The organism is Methanobrevibacter gottschalkii DSM 11977, assembly GCF_003814835.1.
GTDB classification, from domain to species: domain Archaea; phylum Methanobacteriota; class Methanobacteria; order Methanobacteriales; family Methanobacteriaceae; genus Methanocatella; species Methanocatella gottschalkii.
Genome location: NZ_RKRG01000003.1, coordinates 113487 through 129647 on the forward strand (window position 1 = coordinate 113487; position 16161 = coordinate 129647).

Annotated in this window: 20 protein-coding genes; 8 read left to right on the forward strand and 12 right to left on the reverse strand. The window is 30.5% G+C overall.

Annotation, left to right across the window (positions count from 1 at the left end):
- Positions 1-9 precede the first annotated feature (9 nt).
- Positions 10-795 carry an exosome complex protein Rrp42 gene (rrp42, locus tag EDC42_RS07385; RefSeq protein ID WP_069573133.1) on the forward strand — a complete coding sequence of 262 codons (786 nt, stop codon included), beginning with the start codon at positions 10-12 and terminating at the stop codon, positions 793-795.
- Here rrp42 and EDC42_RS07390 read toward each other — a convergent pair.
- The 6 genes from EDC42_RS07390 to EDC42_RS07415 are packed head-to-tail and all read right to left on the reverse strand — an operon-like array spanning position 792 to position 4879.
- Positions 792-1421 (reverse strand): molybdenum cofactor guanylyltransferase, encoded by a 630-nt coding sequence (locus tag EDC42_RS07390; protein ID WP_069573138.1) that lies wholly within the window; start codon positions 1419-1421, stop codon positions 792-794. The genes rrp42 and EDC42_RS07390 overlap by 4 nt on opposite strands.
- Positions 1422-1439: 18 nt before the next feature.
- Positions 1440-2201, reverse strand: a complete 762-nt coding sequence (locus EDC42_RS07395) for a hypothetical protein (RefSeq protein ID WP_069573144.1) — start codon at positions 2199-2201, stop codon at positions 1440-1442.
- Positions 2202-2230: 29 nt separating this feature from the next.
- Positions 2231-2794 (reverse strand): precorrin-6Y C5,15-methyltransferase (decarboxylating) subunit CbiT, encoded by a 564-nt coding sequence (gene cbiT / locus EDC42_RS07400; protein ID WP_069573149.1) that lies wholly within the window; start codon positions 2792-2794, stop codon positions 2231-2233.
- Entirely contained in the window at positions 2795-3343 is a 549-nt protein-coding gene (locus EDC42_RS07405) for a UbiX family flavin prenyltransferase (RefSeq protein ID WP_069573155.1), read from the reverse strand.
- Between the two features lie 8 nt (positions 3344-3351).
- A complete protein-coding gene (locus EDC42_RS07410) occupies positions 3352-4578 on the reverse strand; it encodes an HD domain-containing protein (protein WP_069573160.1) in 1227 nt (408 codons plus the stop codon).
- Positions 4579-4591: 13 nt separating this feature from the next.
- Positions 4592-4879, reverse strand: coding sequence for a hypothetical protein (locus EDC42_RS07415; protein WP_069573165.1), 288 nt, complete (start codon positions 4877-4879; stop codon positions 4592-4594).
- 328 nt (positions 4880-5207) lie between these two features.
- Here EDC42_RS07415 and EDC42_RS07420 point away from each other — a divergent pair, with 328 nt between their 5' ends.
- On the forward strand, positions 5208-6425 hold the full coding sequence (locus EDC42_RS07420) for an ammonium transporter (protein ID WP_069573169.1): 1218 nt from the start codon (positions 5208-5210) through the stop codon (positions 6423-6425).
- A 10-nt stretch (positions 6426-6435) separates the two neighbouring features.
- A complete protein-coding gene (locus tag EDC42_RS07425; protein ID WP_069573175.1) occupies positions 6436-6774 on the forward strand; it encodes a P-II family nitrogen regulator in 339 nt (112 codons plus the stop codon).
- 190 nt (positions 6775-6964) lie between these two features.
- On the opposite strand, the gene EDC42_RS07430 is transcribed toward EDC42_RS07425, so the two are convergent.
- Both EDC42_RS07430 and aroD read right to left on the reverse strand, forming a co-directional pair.
- Positions 6965-7567 (reverse strand): S24/S26 family peptidase, encoded by a 603-nt coding sequence (locus EDC42_RS07430; protein ID WP_069573319.1) that lies wholly within the window; start codon positions 7565-7567, stop codon positions 6965-6967.
- Positions 7568-7572: 5 nt separating this feature from the next.
- A complete protein-coding gene (gene aroD, locus EDC42_RS07435) occupies positions 7573-8250 on the reverse strand; it encodes a type I 3-dehydroquinate dehydratase (protein ID WP_069573180.1) in 678 nt (225 codons plus the stop codon).
- Between the two features lie 385 nt (positions 8251-8635).
- On the opposite strand from aroD, the gene EDC42_RS07440 reads away from it, so the two are divergent.
- From EDC42_RS07440 to EDC42_RS07455, 4 genes are read left to right on the forward strand one after another with little or no spacing between them, the layout of a single operon-like run.
- Entirely contained in the window at positions 8636-9361 is a 726-nt protein-coding gene (locus tag EDC42_RS07440; protein ID WP_069573186.1) for a hypothetical protein, read from the forward strand.
- A gap of 12 nt (positions 9362-9373) precedes the next feature.
- Positions 9374-10237, forward strand: a complete 864-nt coding sequence (gene sucD, locus EDC42_RS07445) for a succinate--CoA ligase subunit alpha (RefSeq protein WP_083234819.1) — start codon at positions 9374-9376, stop codon at positions 10235-10237.
- The gene (hmgA, locus tag EDC42_RS07450; protein WP_069573196.1) at positions 10237-11439 is read left to right on the forward strand and encodes a hydroxymethylglutaryl-CoA reductase (NADPH); all 1203 of its coding nucleotides are present in this window, start codon (positions 10237-10239) and stop codon (positions 11437-11439) included. Before sucD ends, hmgA begins: the two co-directional genes overlap by 1 nt.
- Before the next feature lies 1 nt (position 11440).
- Positions 11441-11647: a hypothetical protein gene (locus tag EDC42_RS07455; protein WP_069573202.1), complete on the forward strand. Its 207-nt coding sequence runs from the start codon at positions 11441-11443 to the stop codon at positions 11645-11647.
- Here the strand turns inward: EDC42_RS07455 and EDC42_RS07460 are convergent.
- From EDC42_RS07460 to EDC42_RS07470, 4 genes are read right to left on the reverse strand one after another with little or no spacing between them, the layout of a single operon-like run.
- Complete coding sequence (locus EDC42_RS07460) at positions 11644-12282, reverse strand: DUF116 domain-containing protein (protein ID WP_069573207.1); 639 nt, start codon at positions 12280-12282, stop codon at positions 11644-11646. The genes EDC42_RS07455 and EDC42_RS07460 overlap by 4 nt on opposite strands.
- Positions 12283-12290: 8 nt before the next feature.
- Positions 12291-12743 carry a hypothetical protein gene (locus tag EDC42_RS07465; RefSeq protein ID WP_069573212.1) on the reverse strand — a complete coding sequence of 151 codons (453 nt, stop codon included), beginning with the start codon at positions 12741-12743 and terminating at the stop codon, positions 12291-12293.
- A 37-nt stretch (positions 12744-12780) separates the two neighbouring features.
- On the reverse strand, positions 12781-12936 hold the full coding sequence (locus EDC42_RS09485) for a hypothetical protein (RefSeq protein WP_170151653.1): 156 nt from the start codon (positions 12934-12936) through the stop codon (positions 12781-12783).
- 45 nt (positions 12937-12981) lie between these two features.
- Entirely contained in the window at positions 12982-13998 is a 1017-nt protein-coding gene (locus EDC42_RS07470) for a tetratricopeptide repeat protein (RefSeq protein WP_069573217.1), read from the reverse strand.
- A gap of 120 nt (positions 13999-14118) precedes the next feature.
- Here EDC42_RS07470 and thsA point away from each other — a divergent pair, with 120 nt between their 5' ends.
- Entirely contained in the window at positions 14119-15762 is a 1644-nt protein-coding gene (gene thsA, locus EDC42_RS07475) for a thermosome subunit alpha (protein WP_069573222.1), read from the forward strand.
- Positions 15763-16161 lie beyond the last annotated feature (399 nt).

Here is a 16161-nt window from a genome sequence, read left to right on the forward strand (position 1 = left end):
GGGGATAATATGGATATAGTACCAGAAATTACAAGACAAAGTATTGCTGACCTTATCAAAAATGATAAAAGGGAAGATGGTAGGGATTTAACTGAATATAGGGATATTACTATTGAAACTGATGTTATCTCTAAAGCTGAAGGTTCTGCTCGTGTAAAACTTGGTGGAACTCAAGTCATTGTTGGTATTAAACCACAGCTTGGAACTCCATTCCCTGATACTCCGGATTTGGGAGTTTTAATGACTAATTGTGAAATGTTACCAATGGCTGATCCTTGTTTTGAACCGGGACCTCCTAGTGAAGATTCTATTGAACTTGCACGTGTGGTTGATAGGGGTATTCGTGAAAGTCAGTTAATTGATTTGGATAAGTTATGTGTTGAAGAAGGAAAGCATGTATGGATGTTGTTTGTAGATTTACATATTATTGATAACTGCGGAAATCTTTTTGATGCATGTGAATTAGCAGTCATGGCTGCTTTAAAATCTACTAAATTGCCTGTTGCAAATATTGTTGATGATGAGGTAGTTATTAGTGATGATGAAACTTTTGATTTACCAATTAATAATGAATTAGCATTATGCACTTTTGTTAAAATTGCTGATAAAATGGTAATTGATCCAACATTAGATGAACAAAGAGTTGCATGTGCTCGTTTGAATGTTGGTGTTACTAAAGATGGTCACATCTGTTCAATGCAGAAAGGTGGCGAAGAACCTTTAACTAAGGATGAAATTTTCTATTGTGTAAATACTGCAATGGGAAAAGTTAATGAATTAATTGAAAATCTTTAAATGTCTTCTGGACGATTAAGATTTCTAAATTCTTTTTTTTCTATTTTTTTATTATCAATTAAAATAAACTTTGTTGTTATCTTTTCTATTAATCCTTTAATATGTAATACATCTTCATTAACTAGTTTTTCAATTTCGGTAATGGTATCTTTTTTATAGATTGAATGAAGAGGCTCTGATGTTTTCAATTTATTATTTTCATCATGATAAGGAACAATAGCTTGATAATCACTATCTATCTGTGAAAAAATAGTTTGAATATAATCTTCTGAAACATATGGGCTGTCGCATGGTAAAATTAAAGCGTAATCACTTTTTATTTCACCAAGCCCAGTCATAATTCCGGACAGTGGTCCTTTACTTTTAATTTTATCTTTTAGGAATGTGATGGAATAGGTGTATTCTTCAGGATTGATAAATTTAGCATATTTATCAACTCTTACTTGGTCATTTAAAACAATTATTACTTCATCGATATGCTTGTTTAAAGTAGAAAGTATGTGTTTTATCATAGGTTTATTTTGAATAATCATCGAACCTTTGTCTTGACCCATTCTTCTACTTTGCCCACCACATAAAATGATGCAAGATTTAATATTTTCATCATTTTTAATTGTATTACTCATATTAAACCTCTCCATTATTTATTCTGTAACATATACACTTGCATCTTCGTCAAATGGGTTAGTACGTATCATTAATGCAATCATGTATGGGTGATGTTTGTTAAGATATTTTAAATAATAAACCCATTCATGTACTAGAATATTGTATACTCTGTTCATATCTCCATTTAAATGTCCAAAGTCAATATCATTTACTAAAGCTAAATCTTTTCTGTGCTCTAATTCTTCATCTAAGTGAAGAATAGCATTAATCAAACTAGTAAATTCTTCTTTTTCAAGTAGATTTGGGTTATTTATTAAATTAAGGATAAATTCTCTTTTGTTAACAAGCAATTCTCTTAAATCCTCTAAAAACTTCTCTCTATTTTCTGGTGCAATATTTGCTGTGAATTCAATTGGGGAATTTTTAAGTTCTTCAAGTTTATCTTCATAATCTTCGTCATCCCAATTTTTAATTGATTTTAAACTGGCAGTACTTGCTTTATGTCTGTTAGCAGTACTTAATTGAGTTATTAAATCATTACCTAATTCAGAGAAGAAAGTACTCATGAGCATGTCTAATTTTTCAAGCATTGCTTCTTTTTCTTTTCTTTCGATAATTCCTTCAAGTAAGAATGCTACAACGAGAATATCTACAGGAATAAAACCTAAGTGTGTCCAAACATATGAAATAATATGTTCTCCGTCTCCTAGTACGAGGTAATTTGATCCATAAATAATGATTATTAAAACAACCATTAAAAGTGAAAATTTAATTTTCCATTTCTCATGTTCATCCATTTTATAATCTCCCATATTTTTAATAATTTTTATCTTTTTTTAGCAGTAATAATTGCTATTGGGTTTTCACTAATCATTAAAACACCACGATCAAGAACTCTTCCATTAGAAACATTAACTTCCATTATTTTTGGATTATATCCTAAATCTTTGAGTTTATTAATTGCTTCAACCTTTGTATCAACTAAAATAGCTGTAATAATTATTCTACCTTTTGAATTTAAGTTTTCATTAATGATATCTAAGATATTTTCAAGTTGTCTGCCGCTGCCTCCCACAATGGCAATATCAATATCTTTAATATTTTTTAATGCTTTTGAGCCATTATCATTAATTAAAGTGACATTATCTCCAAGACCAAATTTTTTAAGGTTTTTTGAAGTCACATCAATTGCTTCTGGGTCTGTATCAATTGATATTACTTCACCGGCTCTTTGGGAAAATTCACAAGTAATTCCTCCAGTTCCGCATCCGCAATCGACGACTTTGTCTTTAGATGTTACTTCTGATTTATATAAAATTATAGCCCTAATAGCTTCTTTTGTAGGTCCCGGCACATCACAGGATTTAATAAAATCCTTATCATCTAACATTTATTCCCACCTTTTAAATAAATTATTTTCAATTTTTAACGAGTCTAAAATTTTTCCAACAACAAAATTGATCTGATCATCAATCGTTTTAGGATTTGAGTAAAATCCGGGCATTGCTGGTAAAATTGTTGCTCCTTCTTGTGATAATGTTAGCATATTTTGTAAGTGAATGCTTCTAAGTGGAGTTTCACGAGGGACAATAATAGTTGGTCTTTTTTCTTTTAAACTGACATCTGCCACTCTAGTTATTGTATTTGCCCCATATCCATTAGCTATTGATGATAAAGTTTTCATTGTGCATGGTACTATGACTAGGCCATCTGTTTTAAATGATCCGCTATTTATAGATGCAGTTAAATCATGAAAATCAAAATATGTGTTTGATAATTTTATTACGTCCTCAAATGTATAATCTGTTTCTGATTCAATAACAACTTTAGCTAAATCACTTATCACTAATGCACTTTCAATATTTAATTCTTTTAGAGCTTCAAGGAGTTTTATTCCATATATTACTCCACTTGCTCCAGTAATTCCGACAACTATCATATTTTTCCCTATATTAATTTAATCTGGTCATAATGAATTCCATGGAACTTTTCTCTGTCAATCTCAGGTAATTCTAAGTAATTTTCTAATTTGAATTTATCAAACTTGGATCTTTCGCTATTGTCTACATAAACACTTATGTCAGGTATATTAAATCTTGCTTTACTTAATGCACCAATAATATTTGATATTTTTGTCAATGGATATAATTTTCCATCTACATTAACTTGTGTTTTCATTTCATCAAAACGAGGGTATTCAGCAATATTTATAAAAACATAATCTTTATCAAGACCATAATCTTCAGCAATTTCTTCTTCAGCTTTTCTTAATGTTTTTGCTTTGATTTTATACATTTTTTCAGGAAATTTGAAATTATTGAGCCTTATTGTTTTCACTCTTTTCATTATGCGTCTATTGTCTAATCTGTTCATAATGTCATTTGCAAATGTATTGTCGCAATGTCTAAATATGCTAATCATGTCGGTATCGTCATATTTGTAAATATCCTTTTCATTGATTATTTTCTCATCAATAATCTTTTTTAAAGCTCTTCTAAACATTGAATTGACGATTCTAGTTGTGTGGTGTTGGTAAACACTAGGGTACATGAAGTATCTTGAAACAAGAGCTCCTTCAGCAGCTTGAACTCCTTTAATATCTAATATTAATCCATTTTCTAATTTCAAATTGGATATAATCCTTTCATAGTCTATAATGCCATATGCAACACCGGTATTATGTGAATCTCTTAAAAGATAATCCATTCTATCAACATCCAGTTCACCAGAAACGATCGGGCCAAGATATCCTTTTCCATTAACAATATCTACAATTTCATTAACATCGAATTTTTCTTCAAGTAATTCTCTCATGGATGTCTTAGTGACAACAAATTTTGTTAATTCTTCATGAGGAACCGATAGAACTCCTTCGGATACATGTGAAAACGGACCGTGGCCAATGTCATGTAATAATGATGAAGATCTGATTAATTCTATCTCATCTTTTTTCAAATCAAGTTCTTCTGCAAGTTTTGATCCTAAATTCATTGTTCCAATTGAATGCTCAAATCTAGTATGGGTTGCACCGGGATAAATTAAGCTAATCAATCCCAACTGTTTAATTCGTCTTAGGCGTTGGAATTGCGGCATATCCATAATTTTTACTTCAAAATCGTTTAGGTTAATATCTCCATAGACACTATCTCTGATAAATTTCTTTTTTTCACTCATTTTATCAGTCCTCTTAATTTTCGTATGTTTCAACCCACTGATTTGTATAATTCAAATTGGTCATGTTATAATTAGTTTTATTTGTAGTAATATTTGTAGTGTTATTTGTTTCAACTTTCGGAAGAATAGTCGGGACTTTATTAATGTAGTTCGGTTCAAATGAATCATTTTTGATGGGAATCAATTTGTATGAATCAGGCGAATCACTTATTATTAGACTAGCAAATGCAGAACTAATACCGAATGCAAGTAGTGCAATAACCATAAATACAATTAATTTCGCTTTAACTGAGCCTTTCATAATAACACTTTTTTTTAATTTTAGTTAGTATTTTGTTTATACTAGTATTATCTTTTTAAAAAGCTTATATTTAATATTTTCTTAAAATATTAATTTTTAAACTTATAATTCCATTAATTTGGAGCGAATTTATATTATTTTTACTAATCACTCTTTGAGTTAGCAATTTTATTTTTTTGTATTTGATATCCAGGTTATACAAAGGTTTATATACGATGTGGTTCAATAGTCTTATGTAGGAATAATACTTCCGACATATTACTTCCGATAATATAGTTGAAATGAATATCGGATAAAATTTATAATTTAATTTAAGAGATTTGATATAATGGTTATGTTTAGTGCGGGTGACACTGCTTGGGTTCTTGTTTGTACACTTCTTGTACTTTTGATGAGTATTCCGGCAGTAGCATTCTTTTATGGAGGATTAAGCAAAAGAAAAAATGTTCTTAATACAATTTTTTTAACTTTTATTGCATTTTCAATAATTAGTGTAATATGGGTTATTTTTGGTTATCAATTTGCATTTGGATCAGATATTAATGGATTAATAGGTTCACCAACTAATTTCTTCTTACAAGGAATTGGAATTGATGACTTAAGTGGATCAATTCCAACATTATTATTTGTCATGTTCCAATGTGCATTTGCAGGATTAACTTGTGCAATTATGTCTGGAGCTTTGGTTGGAAGAATGAAAACAAAAGCTTGGGTTATTTTCACTGTATTGTGGGTATGTCTTGTTTATGTCCCTATTGCTCATTGGGTATGGGGAGGAGGATGGCTAATGCAGATGGGTGCACTTGACTTTGCAGGTGGTGCGGTAGTTCACATTAACTCAGGTATTTCAGCATTGGCTGTTGCATTAGTATTAGGAAGAAGAAAAAACACATCATTAATTCCACATAACTTAGGATATGCTGTTTTAGGTGCAGCACTACTCTGGTTTGGATGGATGGGATTCAATGGAGGATCAGGCTTAGCAGCAAATGGACTTGCAGCAAATGCAATAATAGTATCTAATGTTGCAGCAGCAACTGGTCTTATTGTTTGGACAATTATTGATACATATCTTGTTGGAAAACCAACAGTTTTAGGTGCAATCTCTGGTGCGGTTGCGGGACTTGTAGGTATCACTCCGGCAGCAGGATTTGTTGATGTATATGGAGCATTAATTATTGGTGCTGTAGCTCCATTAGTATCTTACTTTGCAGTATATTACTTAAAACCAAAACTTGGTTATGACGATGCATTAGATGTATGGGGAATACATGGTATGTCTGGTGTGTGGGGTGCAGTTGCAACTGGTATATTTGCAGTGCCTGCAGTAAATGAAGCAGCAGGATTGATTGCTGGAAACGCAAATCAGGTTGTGATTCAAGTGATGAGTGTTGTAGCTACAATTGTTTATGCATTTACAATAAGTTTTATTCTTGCTAAAGTGTTAGATAAAGCTATGGATGGAATTAGAGTTGAAGAAAGTGATGAAATTGGTGGATTAGACAATAATCTTCATAAAGAATCTGCATATAATTTCAATTCATAAGGTGGTTTAAATGAAACGTATCGTTGCAATTATAAGACCTGAAAAATTTGAAGATGTTAAAAGAGAATTAATCGAAGTCGGCTGTGAGGGAATGACAGTTTCAGAGGTAAAAGGAAGAGGAAGTCAAAAAGGCATAAGGGAATCCTACAGAGGTTCAAATTTTTGCATTGACCTAATTCCAAAAACACGTATTGAAATTGTTGTCAATGATGACAGATTAGATTTAATTGTTGATAAGATTATTGAAGGAGCTTATACAGGAAACATTGGGGATGGAAAAATTTTCATACAATCTGTTGATAATGTAATTAGAATTAGAACAAATGAACATGGGGATGAAGCTGTGTAGTTCAATTGAATTTAACTAAAAATATTTTATCCACTTTCTGGGAAATAATTTTTTTAAATTATTTTCCTTTTTTTATGAATGCTGCTTTCAAAATTAAATTCATTCATGCAAATGTTTATTTATTTTTCAATCGAATCATTGTTCGATTTTATTAAAAATCGATTTTGGAATTTTGGCTGACACTTAAAAATTAATAATCAATAACCACACCGTTGACATCAGAAATATCTACCCATGTTGTTATACCTTTGATTTGATATAGTGCTCCATCAATATACTCATATGAAATATTTTTGTTGTCACTTATTAAATGAACTTTATTTTCATCAATTTTGTCAACCCTTTTAATAATTCCACCATATTCCTTAGATTCTGCAACAACAATATCACCAACTTCAAAATCATGAGTTTTATTTACTAAAACTGTTTGTCCGTTTTGTAATGTTGGAAGCATTGATGTTCCGTCAACATGGACAATAATTGGGATCTGATCATGTCCTAAACTTGAATCAATGTTTATTTCAGCATCTTCAAGACCATGTTGATAACAAAGCTTTTCTACTCCATTTTTTAAAGTTTCCACATCGGATGTTGTATTATTCATAACATTTAATGTATAACTACAGATATCTTTGTTTAAACTGTTAGAATCGATATCTTCAAAAGTTTGTGTTTCAACACTTACATTTTCCCCATCAAGATAGATGTTTACAGTATTATTAAACAGATTCATTCCAAAAATAATGATAATCAGAATAAGTATTATTAAAGCTAAAATATTTTTTTTAGCCATTTGAATCATTCATCCATTATATTTAAATTCATATTGAGTAATGCTTTCATAGTTTCGATGTCAATTTGTCCTGGGGCTGTAACATCACTCCCGGCTGCAAATGTAATTGGTGAATCAAATTTTGAAGCCATAATGCGAGTATAGCTTCCCAATTCACCCATAGAAATGGCAATTGTATCTTTACAATGGGAAAGAACGGCTAAGATTGTTAAAGTGTCATCAAGGTTTTGTGGCATAAATGCAACTTTGGCAATATCTCCCAATTCCTGTTCTTTTTCAACAATATATGTTATTTCACTTAATTTGGGTGTTTTTTCAAAATCATGATAAGAAATTATGGTTGTAACTCCAGTGTCATGAATTTTATTAATGTATTCGTCGTTACTTTGAAGTTCAATGTCCACATAATCAACTAAATCACAACATTCATATAATATGTTAAATCTTTCTTCCTCTGTTCCTTTAAAAAATCCACCTTCTGTAATTATTCTGTTAGTAGCAATAATTGGAAAATTAATTTCTTCAATTGTTTGTTTTATTTCACGAATATTTGGATTTTCAAGAGCATCAATTCTGAATTCTAAAACATCTGCTCCCTTTTTGATACAGTCATTAGCTACTTCAATTACATTTTTATAATCATTTTGAAAAATTGGAATTGCGATTTTTGTCTGAGAATACATTAATTATTTATAACTTATTTCTATTAATTAAAGTTTATTGTAGATTATTGCTTTTTTAAAAACTTGCAGGATATTTTTCTGATATTCAGCTTGTTTTAATTTCATTATGAGCATTTGTTTAAAATATTAATTAGTTTTTTATATTTTTATTTAAATATTATATTCTATAATGGGCATTAAATGCATCATTAAGCTATTTTTTTTAAACATGGAATTTTTAAATCTAATTCATGATGTGCTGGTTATATAAAATTTAAATCAGACAATTTTTTTTTAAATTAGCTCAAATTGATAAATAATACTTAAATAAATTAAATAACAAATAATATATCAATAAAATTTAATATTTTATTTATTTCAAAAATCAATTATTCAAGGTGTTAATTTGAAAATTACTGCAATAGGTGCAGATATATCAAAAAACGATGTATCTTGCAGTACTATGCTAGTAGAAAATATTGAAAAAAGCCTTTATAAAGTTAAAAAATTAGGTGCAAGAGATGTTGCTTTAACTAATGTCACAGGTGATGATGTTGTTGTAAGCGCATTTGTTGAAGATGATTTGCTTGAAATTGTAAATGAAGGTATTGTTAATGTTTTAAAAGAAAGTGCAGAGAACTTAGGGGATTTATCTGGAATTTCACAAACTCCTGAAGGTGCTGGTGAAGGAATTTCATATGCCGAATCAACTGTTAGAAAAGATAGATATCCTGATGCTATTGTTTTAGGTTTTGATACATATGGGGGGGAACCATTTGTTGCAGATGTTGCTAATTCAACCATCGATGCTGCAAAAGGCATGAAAAATTTAACTGATGTTTCGGATTACATCGAATCTAAAATAAGAAAAATACCTGGTGTCGGTTATGTTTCACCAGAAACCGATGATCCTGTTGTTGTAGCTACCGTTGAAAATATAGAATCTGTTGGTGTAATAGCTAGTGCAATGATTGGGGCTGCACTCGGAAATAAAAATGTGTATTTAGTTAAAAGAGGAACAACTTGTAATGTATTACCAGGTAGTGTAATATTTTCAGCTACTGCATTTATGAATGGGAATATAATTGATTTGGCTGTTCCATTTGAAAATAAAACTAGGATATTAAGATAGGAGCTATTAATCATGATTTTATTAAATAAAGATACAAAATGTTTAGTTCAAGGAATAACTGGCAAACAAGGTTCATTCCATACAGAACAAATGTTAAATTATAATACTAATATTGTTGCAGGAATTACTCCTGGTAAGGGCGGACGAATGTTTTTGGACCAGATTCCAATTTTTAACTCAATAGAAGAAGCAAAAGAAGAAACTGACATTAATGCTTCAATTATTTTTGTTCCTGCAAAATTTGCAAAAGATGCTGCATTTGAAGCAATAAGACACTTGGATTTAGTTGTTATTATTTCAGAACACATTCCAGTTCATGACAGTATGCAGATTATGGCATATGCAAAACAAATGGGAACAACCATTATTGGTCCAAATACTCCGGGAATTATATCTCCGGGAATTGGCAAATTAGGAATCATGCCTACTCATATCTTTAAAAAAGGTAATGTCGGCTTAATTTCAAGAAGTGGTACATTAACATATGAAATTGCTAATGAACTTACTAATGCTGGAATCGGTCAGAGTACAGCAGTAGGTATTGGTGGGGATCCGGTAACTGGGGATAATTATGTGGATATTTTAAAAAGATTTGATGAAGATAAGGATACTGATGCTGTTGTTTTAATTGGTGAGATTGGAGGAACAGCAGAAGAAAGAGCTGGAAAATTCATTGCTGAAGAAATGACCAAACCTGTTGTATCTTACATAGCAGGAAGAACTGCACCTCCAGGTAAAAGAATGGGGCATGCTGGAGCTATTATCCAAGGGAATTCTGGTACTGTTGAAAGCAAGACCAGAGCTTTAAATGAAGCTGGTGTTGAAGTAGCAGCAAAACCGTCTGAAATTGTAAATTTACTTAAAAAGGTTATGTGATGTCAAATCAGGAAATTATTGATAAATTATTAAATGGTGAAATGAAACTTTATCAGGTGGATAGGGAAGTTTCAGCAAAAGAGGCAACAGATATTAGAAGAGAATTTTTAGAACAAAAATATTCTATTAAATTAGATAATATCTCAAATTATACTCTTGATATGGAAAGAGCATCTGCTCGTAATATTGAAAATTCCATTGGAGTATTACAACTTCCAATGGGTATAGCAGGACCATTAAAAATCAATGGTGAATGCTGCAGTCGTGAAGTATTTGTACCCCTCGCTACATCTGAAGGAGCACTTGTAGCTTCTATTAATAGGGGTGCATCAACTATTACTGCGTCTGGTGGTGCAAATGTAAGAATAACCTCAGATATTATGACTCGTGCACCAGTAATTAAGTGTGAAGGTGTGGGTGATGCATTAAAAATTAAACAATGGTTTATTGATAATTTTGATGAATTAAAATCTATTGCGGAAAGCACAACTTCTCATGGTAAATTAATCAAAATTGATCCTATTTTAATAGTTGGAAGTTATGTTTATCCAAGATTTGTTTTTTCAACTGGGGACAGTATGGGAATGAATATGGTAACAATAGCTTCTGAAAAAATTTTAGATAAACTGGCACAAGATACTAGTGCAGTTCATGTGGCATTAAGTGGTAATGTTTGTGTTGATAAGAAACCTGCTGCGATAAACATTGTTGAAGGAAGAGGAAAAAGTGTTATAGCAGATATATTGGTGCCAAAAGATATAGTGTTAAAAAAGCTTAAAACAACTGCTGAAGCAATTGTTGAAGTGAACATGGCTAAAAATTTAATTGGTTCGGCAGCAGCTGGAAGTATGGGATTTAATGCACATTATGCAAACATGGTTGCAGCAATATTTTTGGCAACTGGTCAGGATCCTGCTCATGTTGCTGAAGGTTCATTAGGTATTACAACAGCAGAAGATAGGGATGGAGATTTATATTTTTCTGTTAATCTGCCGGATTTGCCAGTAGCTACTGTTGGTGGAGGAACAAGTCTTGAAGTTGCTCATGAGGGATTGGAGATTCTTGGTGTTGCAGGTTCTGATAAAGCACGTGAATTTGCAGAGATTGTTGCATGTACTGTACTTGCAGGTGAATTATCTCTTGTTGGAGCATTAGCTGCAGGACACCTTGCAAGAGCTCATCAGGAACTTGGAAGAGGATAATATGGATGATTTTCTTGATGAATTATATCCGGAAATCACTCTTGAAACTGAGGATATTGTAATGACAATATCATTAAAAAAAGATTATTCTCAGACTAAAGATGTTAATGTGAGAAAAAAGGAATTTATAAAGGATTTAAATGATTTTATAAAAGAATTTGAAGAGACTTCGGAATCATTGGAGTTTATGAGATATTTTGATGATTAGTATTTTGAGTCTAATTTTTCGAATATTTTCTTAATATTTACTTTTGTTTCAAAACAACCTGTTTTTTCAAGCAAAACTCCTTGAGGGCAAAAATCAGATAATAACATCATCATCTGGTTCAAATCTTCATGACAAGCCACTCCAAGCACGGCTTTGAACTTGTTTTCTTTAACTATTTTTTTAACAAAACTGGATCCTGGAACAATATACATTTTATATCCCATTGGTTCGGCTTTTTTCTTAACGACACCAATTGAACATAATCCGCATTCAGTACAGTTTAATCCTTCTTTTTGGAGTGTTGCAGGACAATTTTTATGTCTTAAACAGTGGGGTAGGAATATTAATGTTTTTTCAGAGGGTATTGATCTAAATTTTTCTTTGTTCAATTCATCTCTTACTTTAATTGAGATATCATCAATCAAGTATTCATCAAGTTTTAAAAAGTTTGCTATTGATTTGAACGGGAAGTATAGGGAATCAACAACAAATAAAATAAATCTTGGAAATTTAATTTCATTTTTCCTAGCTATTAAAACTCCTAAAACTAATATGACAATGAATAATATTATAATGAGGATTGCTAAAAAAACTACAAGCTGTCCTAAGAATGTATAGAATGAATCAAAAATCATATTTTAACCTAAAATTTTTCGATTGTAAAATTATCAAATTCTTTATTTAATTTGATCCCAGTTGGGGTTTTTATTATTTTAAGTCCAGATAAACTGTCACATGAACATAAAACATTTTGTTCAGGATGGGTTCCGGGGATAATATTACAATTTAGGTTAACTTCATCACCAATTGATATAACAGTTTCTAAACGTTTAGTTGAAGGATGGTCTTTGTTTAAAATGATAAGTGGTGAAGATTCTTCACGACTGAGATAAGCCTGTGAGCGAATTGTTCTTTTATCTTTTTTAAAGTTAGACACAGCAATAATATCATCAGATTCTAAAAATTGAACTATTTCCTGGTTATCATGTGTTGCAATAAATAACATTTTATTATCATGTGCTACTTTAACAATACCCACTATTCCAGTTTCTCCTTCAAGAAATAGTATTTCATTATTTTTAAAATCAATATTCATAGATATCACTAAAAAATAAAAAGTAGAGTAAATAAGTTTACTCTACAAGTTCAACATTTTCACTTTGGCATGATGGACAAACTACTTTTTTTCCAAGGCCTTTAAATGAATTTCCACAGTCTTTACAAAAGTATTTTTTTGTTTTTAATTTTTTTATATCAATATCGGCCATTGGCCCTCCACCGGAACACATTAAAAATCACCTAATATTATCTATATATTATTATTATATATTATATTAATGATTCATTACTCTTTTAATATTATTAATTTTTTCAAGTATATCTTGTTCATGATTCAGGTCATATTGTAATTCATAAAAATATAATGCTTGATGTAATGCTTGTTTTTCATCATATTTATCTGATAACTCTTCTAATGTTTTTAAAATAAATGGATTCACATCAATCTGAATTTTTTTATCTTTTAAAGTGTTTAAACATTCTTCTAACTCCAATTCAATATTGGTTCCTTTTGATTTTATATACTGAAGTTTGCTGTATACAATCGGATTTAATTCGTATTTCATACTATAATTATATAATGCGGCGGCCATCTCGAAATTCATTTCTTCCATATAAAACTGACCTAAGTTCCTATAGCATCTTGCAAGATCCTGCGGGTAATATGCATATTCAAGTGCTTGTATTGTGTACATGTAAAATTTATTAAAATTAGGTGCTTTAGTCTTATAAATATCAGATAACTCTAACAGTATCCTTGAAGAAACTGGGTTAATTTTCAGTGCCTTTTTTAGATAAAATTCTGCTTCTTTTAGTTCATGTTTTTCTAAAAGGAGGAATCCATATACATAATACAAATCAAGTAGAGGATGGTTATTTGGTATGTATCTCATTTCTTTTTTAGCACCAATATATTTATTGAATATTTCTTCTTCCAATTGATTGGTGAAGAAGTGGTATTCATTTACTGCATCATCTTCAAACATTGGTTGGAAAGTTTTCATAAATCCATTAAGCTTGTCTAGTGCATTATCATACTTTCCCATTTCAATCATTGGGTAAATCTCTTCTAAAATATCAATTACCGGAGTTTCATTTTCTGAAATTTCTATAAATTCTCTTTTTTCCTCATCACTTAAACAATCCCACATCATGCGTGAAATCTCTTTTGTAATTTCCAGGTTATATGGATGATCTTTATAGTTTTCTATTTGTGATGCCAGATATTTCCGATTTAAATCTTTATTTTCACCTAAATTTAATTTAATATTGTTTATTATTTTTTCGTACATTAAAACACCTAAAGTTAGTTTAATAAGTAATATTTTTATATAACTTCTAATCCATATTAAATATGTATAAAAACTTAGTTTTATATTGTTTTATTAGAAAATTTTAAAGGTGATTAAAAAATGGCAAATCAACCAATTTTCATCCTTCCTGAAGGGACTGAAAGATATTCCAAAAGAGATGCTCTAAGAATGAATATCACTGCCGCTAAAGTTTTAGCAGGTATTGTAAGAACTACTTTAGGTCCTAAAGGTATGGATAAAATGTTAGTTAATTCATTAGGTGATGTAACTGTAACTAATGATGGTGCAACTATTATGAGTGAAATGGATATTGCACAACCTGCAGCTAGAATGCTTGTGGAAACAGCTAAAAAACAAGAAGAAATTGTTGGTGATGGTACTACATCTGTTGTTGTAATTGCTGGTGAATTATTATCTAAAGCTGAAGAATTATTAGATGATGGAATTGCAACTTCTGTTGTTGTAAAAGGATTTAGAAATGCAACAGAAAAAGCCGTGGAACTTTTACAAGGTATTGCTATTGATGCTGATGATAAAGAAACTCTTAAAAAAGTGGCAGTTACTGCAATGAGTGGTAAAGGATCTGATTATGCTAAAGAACATTTAGCTGATCTTGTTGTTGAAGCTGCTTTAAGAATTGAAGAAGATGGAAAATCTGATATTGAGAATATTAATATTCAAAGAGTCTCCGGAGATTCAGTTGAAGATTCTTTCTTGGCTGAAGGTATTGTAATTGATAAAGCACCCCTTTCTAAAGCTATGCCTAAAGATATTAAAAATGCAAAAATTGCTATCATGAAATATCCTATTGAATTAAAAGATATTAACACTGATGCAAAAATTGATATTACTAGTCCTGATCAATTTGAAATGTTCTTAAAAAATGAAGAACAGATGATTAGGGATTTAGTGGATAAAGTTGTTGATTCTGGAGCTAATGTATTATTCTGTCAGAAAGGTATTGATGATATGGCGGAACATTACTTGAAAAAAGCAGGAATCATGACTTTCAAAAGAGTTAAAAAATCAGATATGGAAAGAATTGCAAAAGCTACTGGCGCTAAATTAGTAACTGATATTGAAGATTTGTCTGAAGATAAATTAGGTTCTGCAGGTCACGTATATCTCGATAAATTATTTGATCATGAATTGACATTCATTGAAGAATGCGAAAACCCAAAAGCGTCTTCTATTGTTCTTAGAGGCAGTACCCGTTATGTAACCGAACAGATTTCAAGAGCTATTGATGATGCGTTAGGTGTAGTTGCCGCTACTATCGAAGAAGGTAAAGTCCTCATTGGTGGAGGAGCATGTGAAATTGATTTGGTAAAACAATTAAGGGATTATGGTGAAACAGTAAATGGAAGAGAACAATTAGCTATTTTAAAATATGCTGAAGCATTAGAAGTTATTCCTAGAACCTTAGTTGAAAATGCAGGTTTGGATACTATTAACTTGATTGCTGATTTAAAAGCTGCTCACGAGGAGTCTAATTTAATTGGTATTAATGTATTCACTGGTGAAGTTGTAGACATGAAAGAAGCTGGTGTTATTGAACCGTTAAGAGTGAAGATCCAGGCTTTACAGTCAGCTGGCGCTGCTAGTGAAATGATTTTACGTATTGATGATATGATTGCAGCAAGAAACGCACTTAACTCTACTGGACCTGACGAGTCTGGCAATGATGCTAGCGGTATGCCTCCTATGCCTGGCATGGGTGGAGGAATGCCCCCAATGATGTAAAATTAATTTTACATTTTTTTATTTTTCTTTTTTTACAATAAATTTCAAATAATTTTATGCATGTTTTATACATAATTTGTAGTTAATTTCGGGCTTTATTTTGTTTTTTTGACATTCTGATCTTTTTTTATTTATATGGCCTTATTTTTTAATATTCTCTATTAAATTTATTGTTTTTTATTTTAACTTTAATTAAATCAATGATTTTATATTATATAAGTTCTAATTATATGTTATTTTATACAATAAGCATTAAGATTGATGTTTATAAATTGATATTGTTTATTATCTTGAAATATTCTTTCATATCTTTTAATCGTTTTATAACTTAATTCAAGTATATTTTTACTTAATATTCAATTTTCATAATATTTTAATCTTATTTTTAAAAATTAAACT